The sequence below is a fragment of the Novosphingobium chloroacetimidivorans genome (assembly GCF_014204535.1).
Taxonomy (GTDB): domain Bacteria; phylum Pseudomonadota; class Alphaproteobacteria; order Sphingomonadales; family Sphingomonadaceae; genus Novosphingobium; species Novosphingobium chloroacetimidivorans.
In genome coordinates this window covers 16,872-33,750 of the sequence record NZ_JACHLR010000002.1, presented here as the reverse complement: position 1 = coordinate 33,750, position 16,879 = coordinate 16,872, and the positions used below count along the sequence as shown (strand labels likewise).

The 16,879-nt window shown below is 63.9% G+C and carries 23 protein-coding genes; 4 read left to right on the top strand and 19 right to left on the bottom strand.

The window, feature by feature from the left end:
• Positions 1-240: 240 nt before the first annotated feature.
• Both HNO88_RS02540 and HNO88_RS02535 read left to right on the top strand, forming a co-directional pair.
• The gene (locus HNO88_RS02540) at positions 241-516 is read left to right on the top strand and encodes a hypothetical protein (RefSeq protein ID WP_184242515.1); all 276 of its coding nucleotides are present in this window, start codon (positions 241-243) and stop codon (positions 514-516) included.
• A gap of 587 nt (positions 517-1,103) precedes the next feature.
• The gene (locus tag HNO88_RS02535; RefSeq protein ID WP_312856976.1) at positions 1,104-1,586 is read left to right on the top strand and encodes a thermonuclease family protein; all 483 of its coding nucleotides are present in this window, start codon (positions 1,104-1,106) and stop codon (positions 1,584-1,586) included.
• Positions 1,587-1,741: 155 nt separating this feature from the next.
• On the opposite strand, the gene HNO88_RS02530 is transcribed toward HNO88_RS02535, so the two are convergent.
• Together HNO88_RS02530 and HNO88_RS02525 are read right to left on the bottom strand one after the other, a co-directional pair.
• Positions 1,742-1,936, bottom strand: a complete 195-nt coding sequence (locus HNO88_RS02530) for a hypothetical protein (RefSeq protein ID WP_184242513.1) — start codon at positions 1,934-1,936, stop codon at positions 1,742-1,744.
• Between the two features lie 217 nt (positions 1,937-2,153).
• Positions 2,154-2,672, bottom strand: coding sequence for a helix-turn-helix domain-containing protein (locus tag HNO88_RS02525; protein ID WP_184242511.1), 519 nt, complete (start codon positions 2,670-2,672; stop codon positions 2,154-2,156).
• Between the two features lie 61 nt (positions 2,673-2,733).
• On the opposite strand from HNO88_RS02525, the gene HNO88_RS02520 reads away from it, so the two are divergent.
• Positions 2,734-2,901 (top strand): hypothetical protein, encoded by a 168-nt coding sequence (locus HNO88_RS02520; RefSeq protein ID WP_184242509.1) that lies wholly within the window; start codon positions 2,734-2,736, stop codon positions 2,899-2,901.
• A 52-nt stretch (positions 2,902-2,953) separates the two neighbouring features.
• Here HNO88_RS02520 and HNO88_RS02515 read toward each other — a convergent pair whose 3' ends face one another.
• Both HNO88_RS02515 and HNO88_RS02510 read right to left on the bottom strand, forming a co-directional pair.
• A complete protein-coding gene (locus tag HNO88_RS02515) occupies positions 2,954-4,171 on the bottom strand; it encodes a helix-turn-helix domain-containing protein (protein ID WP_184242508.1) in 1,218 nt (405 codons plus the stop codon).
• A gap of 317 nt (positions 4,172-4,488) precedes the next feature.
• Positions 4,489-6,315, bottom strand: coding sequence for a phage tail protein (locus HNO88_RS02510; protein ID WP_184242506.1), 1,827 nt, complete (start codon positions 6,313-6,315; stop codon positions 4,489-4,491).
• Between the two features lie 26 nt (positions 6,316-6,341).
• On the opposite strand from HNO88_RS02510, the gene HNO88_RS02505 reads away from it, so the two are divergent.
• The gene (locus tag HNO88_RS02505; protein WP_184242504.1) at positions 6,342-6,698 is read left to right on the top strand and encodes a hypothetical protein; all 357 of its coding nucleotides are present in this window, start codon (positions 6,342-6,344) and stop codon (positions 6,696-6,698) included.
• A gap of 1 nt (position 6,699) precedes the next feature.
• Here HNO88_RS02505 and HNO88_RS02500 read toward each other — a convergent pair whose 3' ends face one another.
• Genes HNO88_RS02500 through HNO88_RS02430 form a run of 15 tightly spaced genes read right to left on the bottom strand, consistent with a single transcriptional unit; the run spans position 6,700 to position 16,879 of the window.
• Positions 6,700-7,098 (bottom strand): DUF6950 family protein, encoded by a 399-nt coding sequence (locus HNO88_RS02500; RefSeq protein ID WP_184242502.1) that lies wholly within the window; start codon positions 7,096-7,098, stop codon positions 6,700-6,702.
• 8 nt (positions 7,099-7,106) lie between these two features.
• On the bottom strand, positions 7,107-7,706 hold the full coding sequence (locus HNO88_RS02495) for a hypothetical protein (RefSeq protein ID WP_184242500.1): 600 nt from the start codon (positions 7,704-7,706) through the stop codon (positions 7,107-7,109).
• The gene (locus tag HNO88_RS02490; RefSeq protein WP_184242498.1) at positions 7,706-8,305 is read right to left on the bottom strand and encodes a hypothetical protein; all 600 of its coding nucleotides are present in this window, start codon (positions 8,303-8,305) and stop codon (positions 7,706-7,708) included. The genes HNO88_RS02495 and HNO88_RS02490 overlap by 1 nt, the downstream gene beginning before the upstream one ends.
• Positions 8,305-11,304 (bottom strand): hypothetical protein, encoded by a 3,000-nt coding sequence (locus HNO88_RS02485; RefSeq protein WP_184242496.1) that lies wholly within the window; start codon positions 11,302-11,304, stop codon positions 8,305-8,307. Before HNO88_RS02485 ends, HNO88_RS02490 begins: the two co-directional genes overlap by 1 nt.
• A gap of 25 nt (positions 11,305-11,329) precedes the next feature.
• Positions 11,330-11,572: a hypothetical protein gene (locus tag HNO88_RS02480; RefSeq protein ID WP_184242494.1), complete on the bottom strand. Its 243-nt coding sequence runs from the start codon at positions 11,570-11,572 to the stop codon at positions 11,330-11,332.
• On the bottom strand, positions 11,569-12,048 hold the full coding sequence (locus HNO88_RS02475) for a hypothetical protein (RefSeq protein WP_184242492.1): 480 nt from the start codon (positions 12,046-12,048) through the stop codon (positions 11,569-11,571). Before HNO88_RS02475 ends, HNO88_RS02480 begins: the two co-directional genes overlap by 4 nt.
• A complete protein-coding gene (locus tag HNO88_RS02470; RefSeq protein WP_184242490.1) occupies positions 12,048-12,503 on the bottom strand; it encodes a phage tail protein in 456 nt (151 codons plus the stop codon). Before HNO88_RS02470 ends, HNO88_RS02475 begins: the two co-directional genes overlap by 1 nt.
• A 10-nt stretch (positions 12,504-12,513) precedes the next feature.
• A complete protein-coding gene (locus tag HNO88_RS02465) occupies positions 12,514-12,942 on the bottom strand; it encodes a hypothetical protein (RefSeq protein WP_184242488.1) in 429 nt (142 codons plus the stop codon).
• Between the two features lies 1 nt (position 12,943).
• Entirely contained in the window at positions 12,944-13,327 is a 384-nt protein-coding gene (locus HNO88_RS02460) for an HK97-gp10 family putative phage morphogenesis protein (protein WP_184242486.1), read from the bottom strand.
• Between the two features lie 14 nt (positions 13,328-13,341).
• On the bottom strand, positions 13,342-13,674 hold the full coding sequence (locus HNO88_RS02455) for a phage head completion protein (protein ID WP_184242484.1): 333 nt from the start codon (positions 13,672-13,674) through the stop codon (positions 13,342-13,344).
• Positions 13,671-14,243 carry a head-tail connector protein gene (locus HNO88_RS02450; protein ID WP_184242482.1) on the bottom strand — a complete coding sequence of 191 codons (573 nt, stop codon included), beginning with the start codon at positions 14,241-14,243 and terminating at the stop codon, positions 13,671-13,673. Before HNO88_RS02450 ends, HNO88_RS02455 begins: the two co-directional genes overlap by 4 nt.
• Entirely contained in the window at positions 14,243-14,557 is a 315-nt protein-coding gene (locus HNO88_RS02445) for a hypothetical protein (protein WP_184242480.1), read from the bottom strand. Before HNO88_RS02445 ends, HNO88_RS02450 begins: the two co-directional genes overlap by 1 nt.
• A 2-nt stretch (positions 14,558-14,559) precedes the next feature.
• Positions 14,560-14,844 (bottom strand): hypothetical protein, encoded by a 285-nt coding sequence (locus HNO88_RS02440; RefSeq protein WP_184242478.1) that lies wholly within the window; start codon positions 14,842-14,844, stop codon positions 14,560-14,562.
• 56 nt (positions 14,845-14,900) lie between these two features.
• Complete coding sequence (locus HNO88_RS02435; protein WP_184242477.1) at positions 14,901-16,154, bottom strand: phage major capsid protein; 1,254 nt, start codon at positions 16,152-16,154, stop codon at positions 14,901-14,903.
• A gap of 23 nt (positions 16,155-16,177) precedes the next feature.
• On the bottom strand, positions 16,178-16,879 hold the full coding sequence (locus HNO88_RS02430; RefSeq protein ID WP_312856975.1) for an HK97 family phage prohead protease: 702 nt from the start codon (positions 16,877-16,879) through the stop codon (positions 16,178-16,180).

Genomic DNA, 16,879 nt, shown 5'->3' with positions numbered 1-16,879 from the left:
GGCTCGGTGGCGATCGACATACCGACCCGCCGCAGGTGCCATACTGATGCCCCCTGCGCTGGCGACGCTCGTTATCACAAGCCGGTGGTGGACCTTGCCGCCGCCGCTATAATGGGAAAGGCGGACTGGCACCAAGCGGGAGCAAAGCACCAGTCCTAGCTGCACTTTGAATGGGCATTCGGGTGTGCAGCTATGCGGCATTTAGCTGCGGATGTGGCACTCGCAAAGGGAGAAACGAGCTTGGCGATCGACTGGCAAGGTCTACCAGTGCGCGGGTCAGATCTACCCTTCAACGGCGCCGAGGTGCTGCTCGCGGTTCCGCACCTGATCGGCAATGCCTTCGGTGGCGACGGCAAGAAGGTCGATCCTGATCATCCGTACACCCTTCACCTGGCGCGCTGGGACGACGAGCGGCTCGAATGGGCTACCAACGAGACTGACGAGGATACCGGCGGCGTCTTATGGTTGAGCCCGAGCGTGCCGATCCTATGGGCTGAAATTGAGCTACCGTCCTGAGGAAAACGGCGCCCCAGCCTGAGCCGGAGCGCCTGAGGTGGCTACATGGGGTGTAACTGGTTCGTCAGCTATCCGGGTCGCGTTAACCGTTCAAGCCACTGGGAGCGTTCGTTTTCCCCGGATCTTTCCGCCCGTAGCGGGAACTTCGTCAGAGATTGGGCCCAACGAGTTCCAAGTGCTATGCAGCCCCTTAACGGGTAAACGGCATGGCGTTTAGCTTCGCGGCGCGGGGTGAATGATGGTTGATCGAACAGGAAGCTCAAGCCCCGATCGTGACCGAAACCAAGCGATCTATGTCGCCGTGATTGATGGCGCGACCTTTGGCGAGCTTGCCGCACGGCACGGCATCAGCAGGACGCGGGTGCAGAAGGCGTATGCCCGCGAGCGCACGAACGCGTGGGAAGCGCGTCAACAAGGTGAGACCACCTACTTGGGCCGGCCAATACCAGAGGATGTCTGATACCCGCGGGGTGAGGATGAGCTGCTGCGGAGCGGATCGGTGAACACTTAACTGGATTGCAGCCAAACCAACCTACAAGACCGACATGGCAAGAAACCGTAGAGCATATCGACGGCCACGATTGAGGTTGGCTCAGCCGCGTTCCGCGAAGCTCGCCTGGCCGATGATTGCTGGCGCGTTCGGTGTAGCGATCTTGGTTGGCGGGGCATTAGATGCTGCGTCTGTGCGCGCGCCAGACAGAGCAACGACGGCCTATGCCGAAGCAATTAGCGGTTGCGCTGTCACGGATGGCGACACCATCCGCTGCGGCGATGAGCGCATTCGGCTGCTCGGTATCGATGCGCCAGAGATGCCGGGGCACTGTCGTCCTGGTCGCGACTGCGTGCAAGGTGATCCGTACGCCTCTACCTCGAACTTAGCCGCCGGCATGGCAGGCAAACTCACCATCCAACGGGTGGGTGAGGATCATTATGGCCGCACACTGGCGATGGTGGCCGGAAGCCAAGGCGATCTCTCCTGTTGGCAGCTCAAGCACAACCAGGTGGTCTACAAGGCCAAGTGGGACAACGGCCTACGGGTTGCTCGCGCTTGTCCAGGCGCTGTGCTGTGACAATCGCTTGTCTCGTGCATGAGTAACCGCATTAGGCTGAGCAAAACCCTTCATGCGGCAAGCCTGTCCGCCTTCACCGGGTCCGCGATTCCGGCAGCGATGTTGTGCCTTTGATAATCCGCGACGAGTCCAGGCATAAGACCGATCGGCGCGCGTCACTCGCCCTCAGATGCTGGCAGGCGTCGCGTCCGGACCTCCGCTTTCCTAAACTCCAGTGCTGCTCGCACGATCTCATCGTAGGCGCCACATTCAACGATGAGATCCATCTCCTCTGGAGAGAGCTGGATCGTCTTGCGCTCGTCGATCTTCTTCTCGAACTTGCGCTGTAGGTCGAGCAGATTGGCTGCCATTGGGTTCCACTCCTGCACACAGGTTCAGACCGAGGCGATATGGAAGCGCTCGATAAAAAGCCGAGATACCCGAGCAAAGCAAGGGTGAGGCAGTATGTCGAGCTTGCCCGTGAGCTGGGCATGGATGTTGCAGCCTTCCAGGTGTCACCGAATGGGACCATCCGAGTCATGGAGGCAAGGACAACCTGCGGTGCCCCGCTCAGTGATTTCGAGCGATTCAAAGACCTCCTTTAATCCCGTGACGCTCCTCGAAGCGCCTAATGTGCTCCGGAACAGGGCCGTCGCCACATAGCAGCTCCAGGGCCTTGTCGAGCGCTTCCTTGCGCCAGTGAGGCTTGCCGCCCAGGACGAACGAGGGCGGAAGGACGCCAGCAGCTACGTCGCGGTCGAATGCTGCCTCTGACAAGTCGAGGTATGCGGCGGCTGTCTTGCGCTTCATCGCGCCAGGCCAGTCGGGCAGGGTCGAGGCGCGGCTCTGCGCACCATAGTTCGGCTGCGGGAGCGCCGCGACCGGTCGAGGTGCTGGCGACGGCGCAGCTGGTGCGCCGTCCTCGCTCCCACTGTCAGGCGGGTTCCCCTCGTATCGATCTACCTCGGCGGCGGGGATGCGAATGAGCTTGCCATGCTGAAAGCTGCCTAGCTTACCGCAGGCAATAAGGTTGCGGACCGAGCCGGCGCTGCAACTCCAGCGCTCAGCGAGGCTGGCAACCGAGTAGGGGCGCCTGGTGTCGATCATTGAACGCCTACCTTCTCGCGGACGCTTCCCAAAAGCGCCGGAGTGGACCTAGTTAGCGAGTATGACAGGAACGGTCACCCGCGCGTTCGAGATCGCCCGAGCCGGAACGTGCAAGAACGTGGAGGACATCAAGCGTCAGCTCAAGCGAGAAGGCTATTCGTCCGTCGACGAGCATCTGAATGGGCCGACGATCAAGAAGCAGCTTGCAGCAGCGATACTCGCCGCCTGATGGTAGACGCGAGTAACGCTCGGTGTCCGAGCAAGGCCAAGGTGCCAGTATATCAATCATCACCCAGTTGGATGTCGGCAAGTTCATCAAGATAGCTGTCGTCACCGATAAGGTCAGCGAGGCTTCGATCATCATCAGTACCGAGAGGGGCATCCAAGCTTTGCGGACCAAAGGCGCTTGCCCAGAGCGTGAATGCTCTGCCGACGTAGGTGCGCGCGTGCCGCTCAATGGCATCGATGGTGATGTCGCCCTGAAGCACCGCTAGGTAGAGCTCCGAAGTCACGTCGTCCCGCAGGGATTGCTCGAGCCCGCTCGGAACGGCGCGCCGAATGCGGGCAAACAGGTCCAATCCCTGCTGACGTTCACCGGAGCCGTGAACGCGCTGCCACACCAGCTTTGCGCGGCGGTGCCGATCCTCTCGGGACATCGCCCTGAATACGCGCAGCACCTTCTTTTCTGAAACTTGCAGGCGGCGACGGATCGCGACAATCGAGTCGCCATTGAGCAGAGCGTTGATGATACGCCTGCGACTATCCGGTGAGATGGACTGCGGGCCGCGGATGCGGCCTGGAGCGTCCCAAGTAGCCTTGCACGGTGCTGCGTGGCCGAACGCCTCGCCGCACCCGCAGACGTGTCCATCGGCCGCCATCTGCGCCCATATTGGTCGGGCATACTTCAGGATGGTGTCGAGGCCTGCGCCGTTGGTGACCGCGCGTGAGCGCCGTTGCATCTCAGCCGCGCTAACGCCCTCACGTGCCCACCGCTCGATCCGTTCGACGCGATCCGATGAAAGGAGCGTCGGTGAGTTCTTGATGCAGCCGCCAGGGTGGCGCGCCGGCCGCCCGCACTTGCACGGCTTCAAAGGGGCTCCCGCCTCCTCGAGTTTCTGCATCCAAATCTTCACGTGTCGATTGACAGCGACGAGGGCTCTACCCGTTCGCTCGGCGATCTGCCGGTTTGACACGCCCTTCGCCGCGAGATCGTGGATCTCCTTGATCTGCGCTTTCGTCAGCTTGCTGTCGCGGATCTTGGGATAGCCGCGCTTCGGCGCCGTGCTGACGGCACATGCGGTGCTCCGATGACCGCGCGGTAAGCCGCAGGGGCAGCAAAGCGGCAGGTCGCCTGCCGCCTCAAGCTCGGCCACGATCGGCCGCACGTTGTGGTGATGCGTGCCGACGCGGCGGCAGATTTCTCGTACCGAGAAGCCTTCACGAGCCAAGTGCCGTACTTCTTCGATCTTTTCGCCGGGAAAATTAGCGTAGGGCTTCATGACCAGCCGCGCTCCTTCAGTCGCCAGCTGCTTGGCGCCGCTACAGCTACCTTCGCCCAGTGGCCACGCGGGCCGGGGCCGACAGCGGCGTCACTGGCAACGTTTACAGTGGCGCCTGTCATTACCCGCCATGATGCGGTGAGCATCGCACCAGATCGCTGATGCGGATCCAGCAAGCGACGCGCCGAAGCCGACGCTGTACGTCGGCCTGATCGCACACCGCCGTTGCGACGGTCCGCGTCAACTCGCCGGCAAGCAGGCGGCGCTCAAAGTCGCCATTCTCTTCGTCCGATATGGCCAGTTGGGTGAACCCTTCGTTACGGGGTTTCGAGCGCCTCAACTCGGGCGACCAGGTCGGCGATGTCGGAAGGCGTGTAGGCGCCGAGTTGCAGCGCGTTCTCTGCCTCCTCGGCTGAGGCGACTGAGGTTTGCTTCGCGAGCTCGCTCCAGTCGGCCGCGGTGCCGGTCGCACCGCCGTTGTGCATGAAATTCGTCTCGATGTCCGACCGCACGGCGATGTCGCCTTGCCGGGCACTCAGTGCGAGCATCTCCTCCTCGCTGCCGACTGGGTAGATCTGCGGTGCGGTACCGTTCTCGTCGATGGTCGTGTCGCGCTCCTCCGGGTCGCCCAGCGCCGGGGTTGGCGGTGCGACCGCCACCTGTCCGAGGGCGAAGGCGTGCTTTGCCGGCGTCTCACCGACGAACGTCAGCGTAACCTTCATCGTTCCTGGGTCGAAATCGCGCGACAGGATGATCGCATCTGTGTCGAGATCGAGTGACGGCAGATCGAGGTGCAGACACTCGCCAGGGCGGTAGCGCCGCCACTGTGGCTTGAGCGTCAGCACGATGGGTCCGATCTCCCTGCCGTCTGTGAGTTCGTAAGCCACAAGCTGCGCCGATTGGTCGCCTTGCTGCACCAGATTGTGCTGACGCTCCTCGACCTTCTCCTCGCCGTCCTCTTCGACGTAGGCAGGCACGGACACGAGCTCGGCCGAGACGTACTCCCAGTTGTGCTCCTCGCTGCGGTACTTGGGCACAAGGCCGTTCAGCCGATTGCGGTAGGACTGCATGGCAGTGACGCTCATCGCGTCGTCGGCGATGTCGTCCTCGGTGACCGTCTCGAGCGCCACCATCGGCGCGCGGTAGCGCACAGATAGCACACCACCGGCGAACACCGGTTCCGCAGCGCCGGCCGCCATGATGTCCTTCAGGTTCGCCCAGCGATCGGCAGGCTCATAGATCACGCCGCCAACCTTCCAGTCATTGGCGTCGCATACGTTCGCCCACGCGACGATACGGGCGAGATCGATGCCGGTCGCCGGCAGGCCGATGCCGAATACCTTCTTGCCGTTTTGGTGACGTCCGTAGGCATAAGCCAGTGCATGAAGCGCTGGATTCTCGGACCATACCCAAGTCGCCTCGTCGGTGATGCGCTGCGGACCATCACCACCGGGATAGGTGCTGTCGAGCCGCGGATCGTAGACCTTTACGCCTTTCCAAATGGCGCCGAACGGCGGCAGGCCGCTGGCGAACCGCTTACCGTCCTTGTCGAACTTAAAGCTCCACAGGATGGCTGCCTGTCCGCTCAGCTTATGCGCCGCGGTCCAGTTCGGCATGCCGGGCCACTGAGGCGTCAACGCCGCCGGCTCCGGGGTCAGCCCAAGCTGGCTGTCGGTGTAGAGGAACCCGGCGTACCACGGCGAGATCGGCGTGAAGTCCGTCTGCACGGACTCCAACTCCTCGACTGGGCCGCAGCCTGAGTAGACCACCGGGGAGCCGCGGTAAGGGTTCTTTACCTTCCCGACCTTGCCGCCATAGCCAACATCGTGGCGCAGCACGCCGCCGCTGAACGTGCGGCCGATCAGGCAGGGCTGCGGCGCATCGGTCTGGATCAGGACGCCCGATGCCGAGCCGCGAGCCGCAGGCTTCTTGGCGGTCAGCTGTGCACCGACGCTCGCGCCTATGGTCACAAGGGTGGCAGCGCTGGTAATTGTTGCGGCGGTGGCGCTGATTGCCGTCGCCGTCGCAGCACCCGCAGCTGTCGATGCGGTTAGGAGGCCTGCACCTGCAGCAGCGCCCACGCCGGTGGCAATGAGCGCGACAGAGCCCGCGATCAACGCTACCTTGGCAAGTGCTCTACTCATGTGAGCTCCGTACCCTGAGGAATTGTATGAAGAGGACGCTTGGCGCCGTGGCTTTGCTTGTGAGCGGATGCGCAACCGTCAGTGACTTGCGCGAAGGCACACCGATCATTGACGCATCGTCTTCGAAGAGCGTTCAGGCGATCAGCGGCTGCATCGCAGCGAAGTGGCAGCGCCGATCCAGCCCCATGACCACGGCACCCCGCCCGAACGGCACATCGCTCATACTGAATGGTCAGCAATTAACCGGGGCAGTTCCGGCGCTCGTGGTCGACATCGATGATCTCGGATCAATGCGGTCGGTAAAGGCTTTCATCCCGGGAAACACATCGGCCGCACCTGCGAACAACGATCCAGGCAATGCCGAAATAACATCCTGCTTGTAGTTTAGGCGCGCCAAGCACCCGCGATGGCGATCGGCTCCAGTGCGGTCATACCTGGGTAGCCCTCGTGCCAACCCATGACTTTTCCGCCCAGCGAGATAACGATAGCGCCAAAGCCGTCTCCGCTATCGAGCATCGCCACGTCGCCAAGCCTCATCTGAGCTGGTGCGATCCGCGGTAAGATGGTGTCGAGCATGTCGCCAACGTTCGCCCACCCACGCACGTCTAGAGCCCGTCGCGCGCCAATCGCCGAGCGAATGCGCGGCAGGCCCTCGGGGCGATGACCCATCTGCCGCAGGTGGAAGCGAGCCATGTGAAGGCAGGTCTTGCCGGCCGCCCAGTCGAACGGCGCGTCGCGGTACTTCTGCAACGTGGCTGCGGTCGCATGCTGCCGTCTGAGCATCTCCTGCCTCACAGCGGGATCCTCTCACCGAAGAAGCGGCCCTCGATGGCGCCGCTAGCCCCACCGGTACCTGGCCGCGCATCGGTTCCCCACGCGACAGGGACGGTGAGCCCGATTGCGTTGTCGTGCCCAAGTTCACCCGGCCAAATGGACTTGTGCCACCGGGGTGAGAGCGAGTTGCCTTCGTTCAGCATGAACAGGCGTTCGGCGGTGGACACGACCGTGATCGACAGCTCGCGTGTAGCCCGCCCCACCTTCAGAGACGTCTGATCGATCTGGCCGTGGAAGAGCAAGTCCGGCGTGCCGACGATTGCATTGGTCTCCTGCACGTACTCGGCAACCCAGGCGCGCACCGTGCTGCGCTGGTAACCTGGCTGTGAGAGATCGGCCGGTGCGCTCGTCTCCGGCGGCAGCAGCGTGAGCTCGAGCGCAGGGATCTCCTCGCCGATGCCTTCCGTCATCGCCTGGACTGAGCCAATCGTGCCGAAAAGAGGATCCGCTCCCTCATAGAGCCCACCGTCGAACTCGATGAAGCCGCCATCGCAAAGCCGGACGGTCGCACCCGGTAGGTCGATGCGTAGAAGGGAGATCAGCGCAATGCGCTCCATCAGGATGCCTCTTCGAGTACGAAGGACAGACCGGTGTGGTGCGCGGTGTCCGTCGACCAGGACCATTCGCCACCGTCGATGAAACCCTCGATCATCGGCTGTGCAAGCAGCACCGTCGCCCCGTCCGCGAAGGGCTTGCGCAGCGGCGGCTCGATTTGGAAAGACACCGTGCCGTCGGCGCCCGCGGCGATCGTCGTGCGCGCGTTGTGGACATAGTGCTGGCCAGAGGCGTCGATGATCGAGAGCCAATAGCCTTCCTTGACGCGATAGTTCGGCGTGAGGCCACGAAGGGTCAGTGTGGTGCCGGCCTGACCGGCACCATCGATCACCGGTGCGCCAGGCGATCCTTGGTTCAGCCCGAGCAGTGGAAACTTGATGATCAGGTGCCCAGTGCGCTTCGCCTCGAGCAACCTGGAGATGAAGCGGCTCGCCACCGGCGGCTCCATTGGAGGGTACGAAACAGCAATCCGAAGCCGCGAACCGGGCCTGCCGACTTTCAGGACCGGCCCACCCGTTGCGGGCCGCAGGGTGACGCCGAAGTCGAGGATGGTCGGGTTGACGTCGTTCGGCGCGGGATGCGCGGGGAGCGTGATCGCCATCAGCCAACCCGCCGCGAGTTGCGCTGGCTGACTAGAGCGGCACCCGATCGCGCCCCGGCGTCTACAAGCGACGGCGCAGCGCGCGTGACCACGCCGCCGCTGATGGTTTCGACGGTCGCTTCGAACATCTGTCCCTTCTGGACCCGTAGCTCGACGATCGAGCGCTCGGCACGGCCGCCGCCGCCCTCGACGAGGTTGCGGCGCACGTTGACGATCTCGCCGGTGCTCACGCGTGCGACTGGGTTGCCGTTGACGCTCAGGAGGTTGGAGTCGATGCCCGGAAAGCCGCGGATCTGGAAACTGCCGGTGTTCGCGAAGCCTGGAAGGCGGACGTTGTTGGCCGCATCCGTGATCGCGCCATAGTTGACGCCGCTCAAGCCTGATGAGCCGCCACCGAAGAGATTGCCGACGCTGTTGAACAGACCGCCCAGGAAGCCGCCTGAGCTGCCGCCCTGCTTCATGTTGAACACCATATCGGCAAGGTTGGTGGCAAGGCGGTCCAGCACGTTCGCCAGCGCGTTGAAGGTGCGCTCCTTCATCCAGTTCTCGAAGAAGTCTCCGAGATTGCCGTCCATCGCGGCCCGCAGGCCCTCGCGGAAGCTGTCGCGGAAGGTGCCGGTCATGGTGGCGCGCTCGCGATCCATGCTCTCCGCTATGGCCTTCGCGCGAGCGTCTTCCTCTCCCATCTCACCATCGCCACGCAGATCGAGCGTCCGCTGGCGGATGCGGTCGGCCTCTTCCTTGGCGCGAATGACGGCGTCGCTGTCTCCGCGCAGGCGCGAGAGCTCGATGTCGTGGGCCGCTTGCTGATCCGCCAAACGCCGAGCGGCCGCGTCGGCGCGGGCCTGCTCCAGCGCCTTGAGGTTGTTTTGCGCCTCGATTTCGGCCTGCGCGAGCGTGATGCCGCTGCGCTTCAGGCGCTCGATCTCGCGTTCGATGAACTCCTCGTCCCGCAGGAAGCGCAGGTTTTCGTAGTCGCCGCGCAGCTCGGCCAGCTGCATGTTGAATTGGCGCTCGTCGGTGGCGAGCATCTTGGCCTGGGCAACCGCCCGGGCCTCGTCCATCTCGGCGATGTCCTTCTCGGCCGCGGCCCGAGCCTGTGTGCGCGACAGGCCGGCGCGCTCATAGTCGCTGGCCGCGCGCTTCAGGTCGATCTGGCGCTGGATCGATCGCTCCGCGTCCGTGTCGCCCTTCTCGCGCGCGATATCGAGCTCGTGCTGCAGGCGCAGCTCTTCGCGGCGATCGGCAAGTTCCTGGGCCGTTGGGCCACTGCGCCCAGCGCGCGACTTCTTGGCCTTCGCCGGGCCTTCGGCCTCGGCATAGGAGGTGACACCGCCAGCATTATCGTTCGCAGCCGGCGCGTCCGGGCCGAGCAGATCCTTGGCGGTGTAGCTCGCTGCCTTCTGCAGGCCGCGTCCGCTCCCCTTCGACTCGGATATGAGGCCCGCTTTCTCCATGAGCCAAATGGCGGCCTGGAGCGGCGGGAACAGGGCCGCGATCGACTGGATGATGCGGCCGACGCTCGACTGCACCACCGAACTGGCGACGGCCCAGGCATCGCTCCACTGCCCCATGAGCACCAGCTGCGCCACCGCCGCGAGGCCGTTCACAGCGTCCAGCATGGTGTTGATCGTGTCGACGGCAGCGCCGATCGCCTGGATGACGGCGGAGCCGCCCACTTCGACAAGCCACTCGATGAGGTCGCCGAGCAGGCCGATGATCCGGCTGATGAACTGCCCGATTGGACTCGCTGCCATCCGGTCGAAGCCACGCGTGATCGTGTCGACGAGATCGCCCAGCTTACCGAACATGGCCTCCAGGCGCGGGCCCAACGCTTCTCGCGCTTCGGAGAGTACGTCGCGCAAGGCGCTGGTGATCCGATCGCTGAACATGATGAACAGGCCAATCGCAACGCCAATGGGGCCGGCGAGCCGCAACAGCATGGGAGCGAAGCGGCCGATCACTGCGCCGACAAGGCCGAAGCTGCCCGACAGCTTAGCAAGCATCACAACCGCCGTGCCCAGTGGGTTGATGATCGCCGAGAGGATCATGAGGACCGGACCCATGCGGCTCAGAAACAGTGGCAACGCAACCGCAGCGATGGCGGAGATCGCCAGCAGCGCCGGACCCAATGCCGCCGAGAACAGCACGAACTGAAAGGCGAGGTCCTTCACCCAGTCCGGCAGCTCCTGCAACTTGGCCAGCATCCGATCCGCCCAGCCCAAGAGCTTCTCTGCAATCGGGATCAGCCGCTCGCCGATCTCGGTGGCAAGCTCCGAGAGGCGCTCGGTAAGGGCACGCCAGCGGTTCGCCAGACTGCCTGACGTGCGCTCGACGTCGCCGCTTGCGTCGGCCATCCCCTTGGCGATCAGCGATGCCCGGGCCATGATTTTGCCGTTCTCGTTGAGCTCCTGACCGGACTTGATCAGGCCCATGCGCAACCCTTCGGCCTCGACGGCTGCCTCGTTGAGGAAGACGCCGAAATCGCGCAGCGGCTCGCTTTCGCCGGTCAGGCCCGCTCGCAGTTTGCCCATCGCGACATCGTACGGCACGTTGAAGAACGAACTGGCGTCCTGCGCCAGGACGGCGAAGTGCTGCGATAGCTTGGCCATCTCGGGTCCGTTGGCTGCGGCGACCTTGAACAACTGCCCGAAGGCGAGCGCACCCTCCTGCATCGCATGGGTAGAGCGACCCATGGAGTCGCCGGTGTCCTTGGCCCACTTGTTCATGGTGCCGGCCATGGCGCCGAAGGTGTAGTCGAACGCCGACTGCAACTCCTGCGCGTCCGATGCGGTCTTGAGCGCATAGCCTCCGAACGCGGTTAGCGGTCCGGACACGGCCAAGGTCATCTTGCGCCCAGCCGATGCGAAGGCATCGCCGAGACCAGACACCATCTCGCGGACCTTCTGGAAAGCGCCACCGATGTGGTTGGTGCCGTTGTCGAAGTCGTCCAGATCCCAGGTGAGCGCCGCATTGAGGCGCGCGATCGTACCACCCATGTCGACACCTCCTTTCGTTTGCGCGTTAGGCGCGGCGGTTGACCGCCTTCAGCCAGGCGCCCCAAGCTTTGAGGTTGGCGCTGGCTTCGGCAGGATCGGACGAGATCGGCGCGGCCTTCGGCTTTTCAGCGTCGGCGACGATCTCTTCTAGTTTCGGGTAGGCTCGTGGATCGACCTGCCCGAGCAAGCCGCAGAGCCAAGCCGCGGTCATCTGTCGCCGGAACTCGCCCTCAGCACGCGACTTCGCGCCGCGCAGGGCGAGGATCACCGAACGCGGAGTTTCTTCCCAGAAGCCTTGCGAGGCGTGGCCGGCTTCACACCAGGACTGGAAGATCCGCTCCCAGTTCCAACCGAGCTCGACGTCGGCGCCCCCTGCGGGGCTGCCCCGTTTCCCGACGCGTCGTCCGGTGTGTCTGGCAGCTGCGCACCGCGCATGGCCTTCAGCACGGCTTCCTTGAAGTCGGGCTCGCCGGACATGAACATGTCGACGACATCGGTCTCGGTGACGTCGGCATGATGCTGACGCAGGCCGCCATAGACGATGGCGCACATGACCTTCAGGCGCGGATTGCGCCCGGTCTTCAGTGCCAGGCGAAGCTCTTCCACAGCGTCAAGGATCGAGTAGCCAAGAACGTCCTCCGCCTCGATCCACACGCGGTTGTTGAGCGTGAGCCGGTACTCCTGGCCGCCGTCCGCCGGATAGAGAAAGGTGGCCGTGCCCAGCAGCGGGTTGCCGGCCGACATCAGGGCGCCGGCGTCGGCGTCGGGGTGACGTCATCCTGATCGATAGGCCCAGGCTGACCGGTCAGGGTGGCGTTGCGCACACCACCGAGCGGCGCGTTGTCGGGCACGTAGGTCATGAGGAACATCGTGCCATCATGCTCCTGCTTGGTGCCGTCCTCTTCGGGAGTGACGATCTTGAACACCCGCTTCTCCCGGCTCGCCAAGTGCTCCATGATGAGCAGGTCGGTTGGGCTGCCCGGCTCGTACTTCAGCGTGGCGGCCAGTTCGCCGACGTCGCCGTGACCTGGGATATAGGTCTTGGTCTTATTGCTGTCGTGGTCGGTCGTCTCGACTTTCGCGATCGAGATGTTCGGACGGTTGACGTTGAGCAGGCCTTTGACCTTGGTCAGGGTGCCGGACCCATTCGTCAGCCACAGTTCTGCGCCGTCACCAAGGACGCCTTCGCCTTCGGCCATTGTAAGTCTCCTATGCGGGGGTTGCGGGGATCATGAAGTCGATGAGGGTTCGAAACACCTTGAGCCCGCCGCCAAGGTCCTCAGGTGGGAAGTCCCGATCGAAAGCGACTTTCGATCGGTGGAAGCGAATGCCATCTACGTCCTGCGCAGGCTCCAGCGCCTTGATCGCGGCATCCGCTAATTTGCGTGCCTGCTCGTAGCTGAGCCCGTAGCTCTCGAAGCGGATCCGCTTCTGCTGCAGGCCGGAAGGCCCATCCTGATCGTACAGGCGGCCCGATGAAACAGACTGAAGGGTGCCAGCCGGGAAGCCCGACTTGGCATCTGACTTGCGCTCTATCCAGTCGATTGCGGGTCGACCGGCGGTGCCGGTCGCGATCGTGCCCGCCACTGCCGCGACACCCGGGTCAGCGCGGAGGCGTGCGAGAAGCTGTGCTTCCATGTCAGACTGCCGCCATGATCGCCCTGCCGGCGAGCTGCCCCAGAATGTCGAACACGTGATCGGTCTCGGCATCTACCGCGGGAATAAGAAACGGCTCTGCGCGGACTTTCACCGTACCGAGCTCCACGAACCAGCCCCAGAAGGACCCGCCCTCCAGCACGCCGACGAAGGCCGCCTTGCCGTTGAATTCGGCCTCGCCGCCATCCGGCAGTCGTCCGCTGACGACGATACCCTCTTTCGTGACACCGGACCGAACAGGCACCAGCGACCGAGCGGTTTCTGCGACGGGCTCAAGCGCCTCGATCGCGAACTCGCGCATCTGATCGTCACCAAGGGCGGCAGCGATCTTCCGCAGATTGGCCATCGCGTCCTGATCGCCCGTCAACTTGATACCAAGCATCAGGCAGCCCTCCGGACAGCAGTGAACTCGATCTCAGCCCGGTCGAGCGGAGACTTGTTCTGGATATCCCAGTGCGCGTCGTCGAACACGATGACATCGCCTACCGAGATCGAGCGTGTCTTGGCGTTCGCCAACACGATGAAGGTTGCAGGCTGATCCGAGCCCTCGATCGCCGCGGCGCGACGCTCGCTTCCTCGACCAAAAATGACCCGCGCCCACTCCTTGCAGATCAGCGGGTAGGACGCGTCGTCTACAGGCTCGCCCATGCTGTTCTCGGCAGTGACGACATGGTGGAACGAGATCGAGTGATCTCGCGCTCCAGCGCCCCTCATGCGTACACCCGAAAAGGTGCAAGGAGGTTCTCGACCGTCGTGCTCATGGGTATCGCTGCCGCCGCCATACCGCTGACCGCTGTTTCTCTATGGGCATAGAGATCCCCGACCATCAGTAGGATGGCCGCCTCGATGGGCGCCGGCATGACCTCATAGCCAGCGGTCCACTCGATGCGGAGCGCATCTCCCGTCGCCCCTCGCCAGGCCGCAGCGGGAAATGACTGAGGCCATGCTGGCCGAAGCATGTCGCACCGCAAGGTGTACGCTTCCGCGTCGAGCGTCACGAGATCGCCGGCTTCATCGAAATACTCGACAGCCTGCACTTCGATGGCCGGCGGATACGGCAGCGAGATCCAGCCGCACGTGCCGAACGTAGGCAACCAGATCTCTAACGTCTGCACGCCAAGTGCTCGCCCGAGCCATCCATCTGGCCCGTCTATGCTGCCACTGGCGGCTGCAACGTAGGCGGCGATGAGCGCGCCCTCGTCGTCGTGGCGCACGCGCAGATGCTCCTTCGCTCGGTCGAGCGAAACAACAGGCTGCGGTGGCTCGACAACGAGGACGCGCATCAGGCGATGACCGTAGTGGTAGCGGCCGACGTCGCCTTAGCGGTGTTCGCCGTGTTGAAAGTGCTCGCCGCGGTCACTTCGTAAGTAAGGACCGCGCCCACATCTCCCGCCTGGACCACGTATGTTGCAGCGGTGGCGCCCGAGATGGCCGCGCCATTTCGTAGCCACTGACGAGCGGTTACAGTGCCGTCGCCAATCGTTCCGCTCACACCCGTCAAGGTCTGCCCTACCTGGGCGGTTCCGGTGATCGCCGGTTGAACGGTGAAGCGCGGCACACACACGTAGCCGCGAGAACGCCGAGCGGAACGGGCCATGATCAGGCGTCCTTGTTCTTCGGCTCGGGAGCCTGCTTGTTGGAGGGGGCTGGCTTCTGCTTCTGGCCCTCGCCACCCTCTGCCAATATCTCGGGAGCGGTGGTGCCGTCCTTCTCGAAGGCGGGCTGATAGCCAGCCTTCACCTCTTCGGAGGTGGCGTCGCGTACCAGACCGCTGCCGTCGGGTCCGAGTTCGCGAAAGCGTTCGTCGGAGACATGGAGGATGCGGCCCTCGGCGGCTTCGCCTTGGTCGCCAATGTGGTGCACCAGCACGTAAGCGTACTTCATGGGTGGTCTCCCAAGTAATGGGGGGTGGGTGAAACGCCCACCCCTCTGGCGGTGGATCAGAGCAGAGCGCCGCGAACGAGCGCGCCAGGGCGGCGGACGGCGAGCGCCAGACGCTTCTCGGCGCGAACCGTGAGCATGTTCTTCACGAAGTTGTCGCGGTCCTGATCCGAGATCCGCACCTCGGTATCCATGCGGTCGAAGATCTGGGCAGCGAGCTTGAACGCGCCGACCAGGAAGTTGCCGGAACCGATGCGCTTGGTCGACACCACCGGGCGACCCCAGAGGACGGGACCGGCGATGGCCTGCGGATTGGCGAAGATGTACCCGCCAGCCGCGTCCTTGGTCAGTTCGATGCCCGCCCAAGCGGCCGAATGCAGCACCATGCCATCGGGAGCATAGTCTGCCAGTTCGACCTGAAGCAGCGCGAGGCGCAGCTGATCGATGCGCGTTGCGCCCGCAATGGCGATCGGCGCCGAGTAGGTGGTGGCCTGAGTATAGAGGCCATTGACGTTCTGCCCCGTGCCATCGCCGAGCAGAAGCTGGGCATCTTCGGCATCGTCGAGACCGAAGCGCAGTTCGCCGTCCAGCGTGCTCTCCATCTGCGGGATGTCGTCCATCGCCTGACGCGAGATCAGGGTCCAGTGGGCAATGGTGCGCACCGGAGCATTCACCAGCGCCCAAGTATAATCGCTCTCGGGCTTCAGTGCGGTTTCTGCGACGGGCGCCGCGTTGTTCGTGCGCGCGGTCTGCTTGGCGAACTCGACCGAGTTGCTGTTGGTGCGCCCCGGAGTGAGCAGATCGCGAACGCGAAGCTGCATGCGCGGGATGCCGATGATCTCCGACTGACGCTCGGGCACGATAAGGTTGCCGGCCGAGCCGGACGCGCTGGTGACCGCCTTGACCGAGAAGCCGATCGTGCCCTTGGCACCGCCTTCCATGTAGGTCTTGAATTCGTCGTTATGAACGATCTCGTGACCCAGCGACTTCAGCTGCGGCTCTTCATCGCCGCCACCGCGCTTCTGCTGCGCCAGCTTCTGCGAAAGCTCGGTGATCTCGCCGCGAAGGCCGCCAAGTTCAGAAAGCGCCTTGTCGGCCTTCTCCTTGGCGTCCTCCGAGATCTTGTCGCCGGCCGCGGTCTTGGTGCGGAACTCGTCGGCAAACTGCTTCACCGAACCAAGCGTCTCGCCCAGTTCCTTCTGCAGTTGCTCCAGCGTCTTGTCGTCGCCGCCGCCGTTGCCGTCCTTGCGGCCGAACTCGGGCACACGGGTTGCGCTCGCGGCGAGAGCCGCGTGATTGGTCATCATGTTCATGTGGGGTACTCGCGTAGGGCCGCCTACAGTTTGAAGCCGGCCAGGGTGTCCGAAAGAGCCTTGAGGCTCGGGTTCGTGGTAGTGTCGCGCTCGGACTCCCTCCGACGCAGGTCTTCGATTGCGCCCGACAGGAACGTCGCACGCGACTTGGAGAAGCCTTCCTCCCGAAGGAACTTCTCGAACTCACGCTCGGTCGGCAGTTCGCCGTGCGCGAGCTTGAACTTGACCGCCTCGACCCGCGCGTCGTCATTCGCGGGGAAGGTTACCAGGCTGATCTCGACCAGATCCAGCTTCGTCAGCGTGCGGATGCCAGTCTTCTCGTCGTAGCTGCTCTCGCGCACCCAATATCCGATCGAGAGACCGGTGACGGTGCGAGCCTTCATGTGCGCGTGTGCGCGACGCTCCATCTCGCCAGCGTCGAGCAGGATCTTGCCCTCGCCGAACAGGCCGTGGTCGTCCTCTTTCAGGTTGGACCAGGCGCCGATCGGCTCGCTGGAGCGATGCTGCCATAGGACGGGGACCGGACGGCCCTTGGCCTCCAGTTCAGCGAGACTTTCAAGAAAGGCGCCCTTGGCGACCACCTCCTGATAGCTGTCGACGGTGCCGAATACCGAGCCGTAGCCGTTGAAGGTGCCATCATCGCCCACCGCTTTCACGTCGAAGTCGAAGTCGCGGACCTTCAGGGCGCCGCTATGCTTACGCCCAAAGGCGCGAAACTCTCGCAT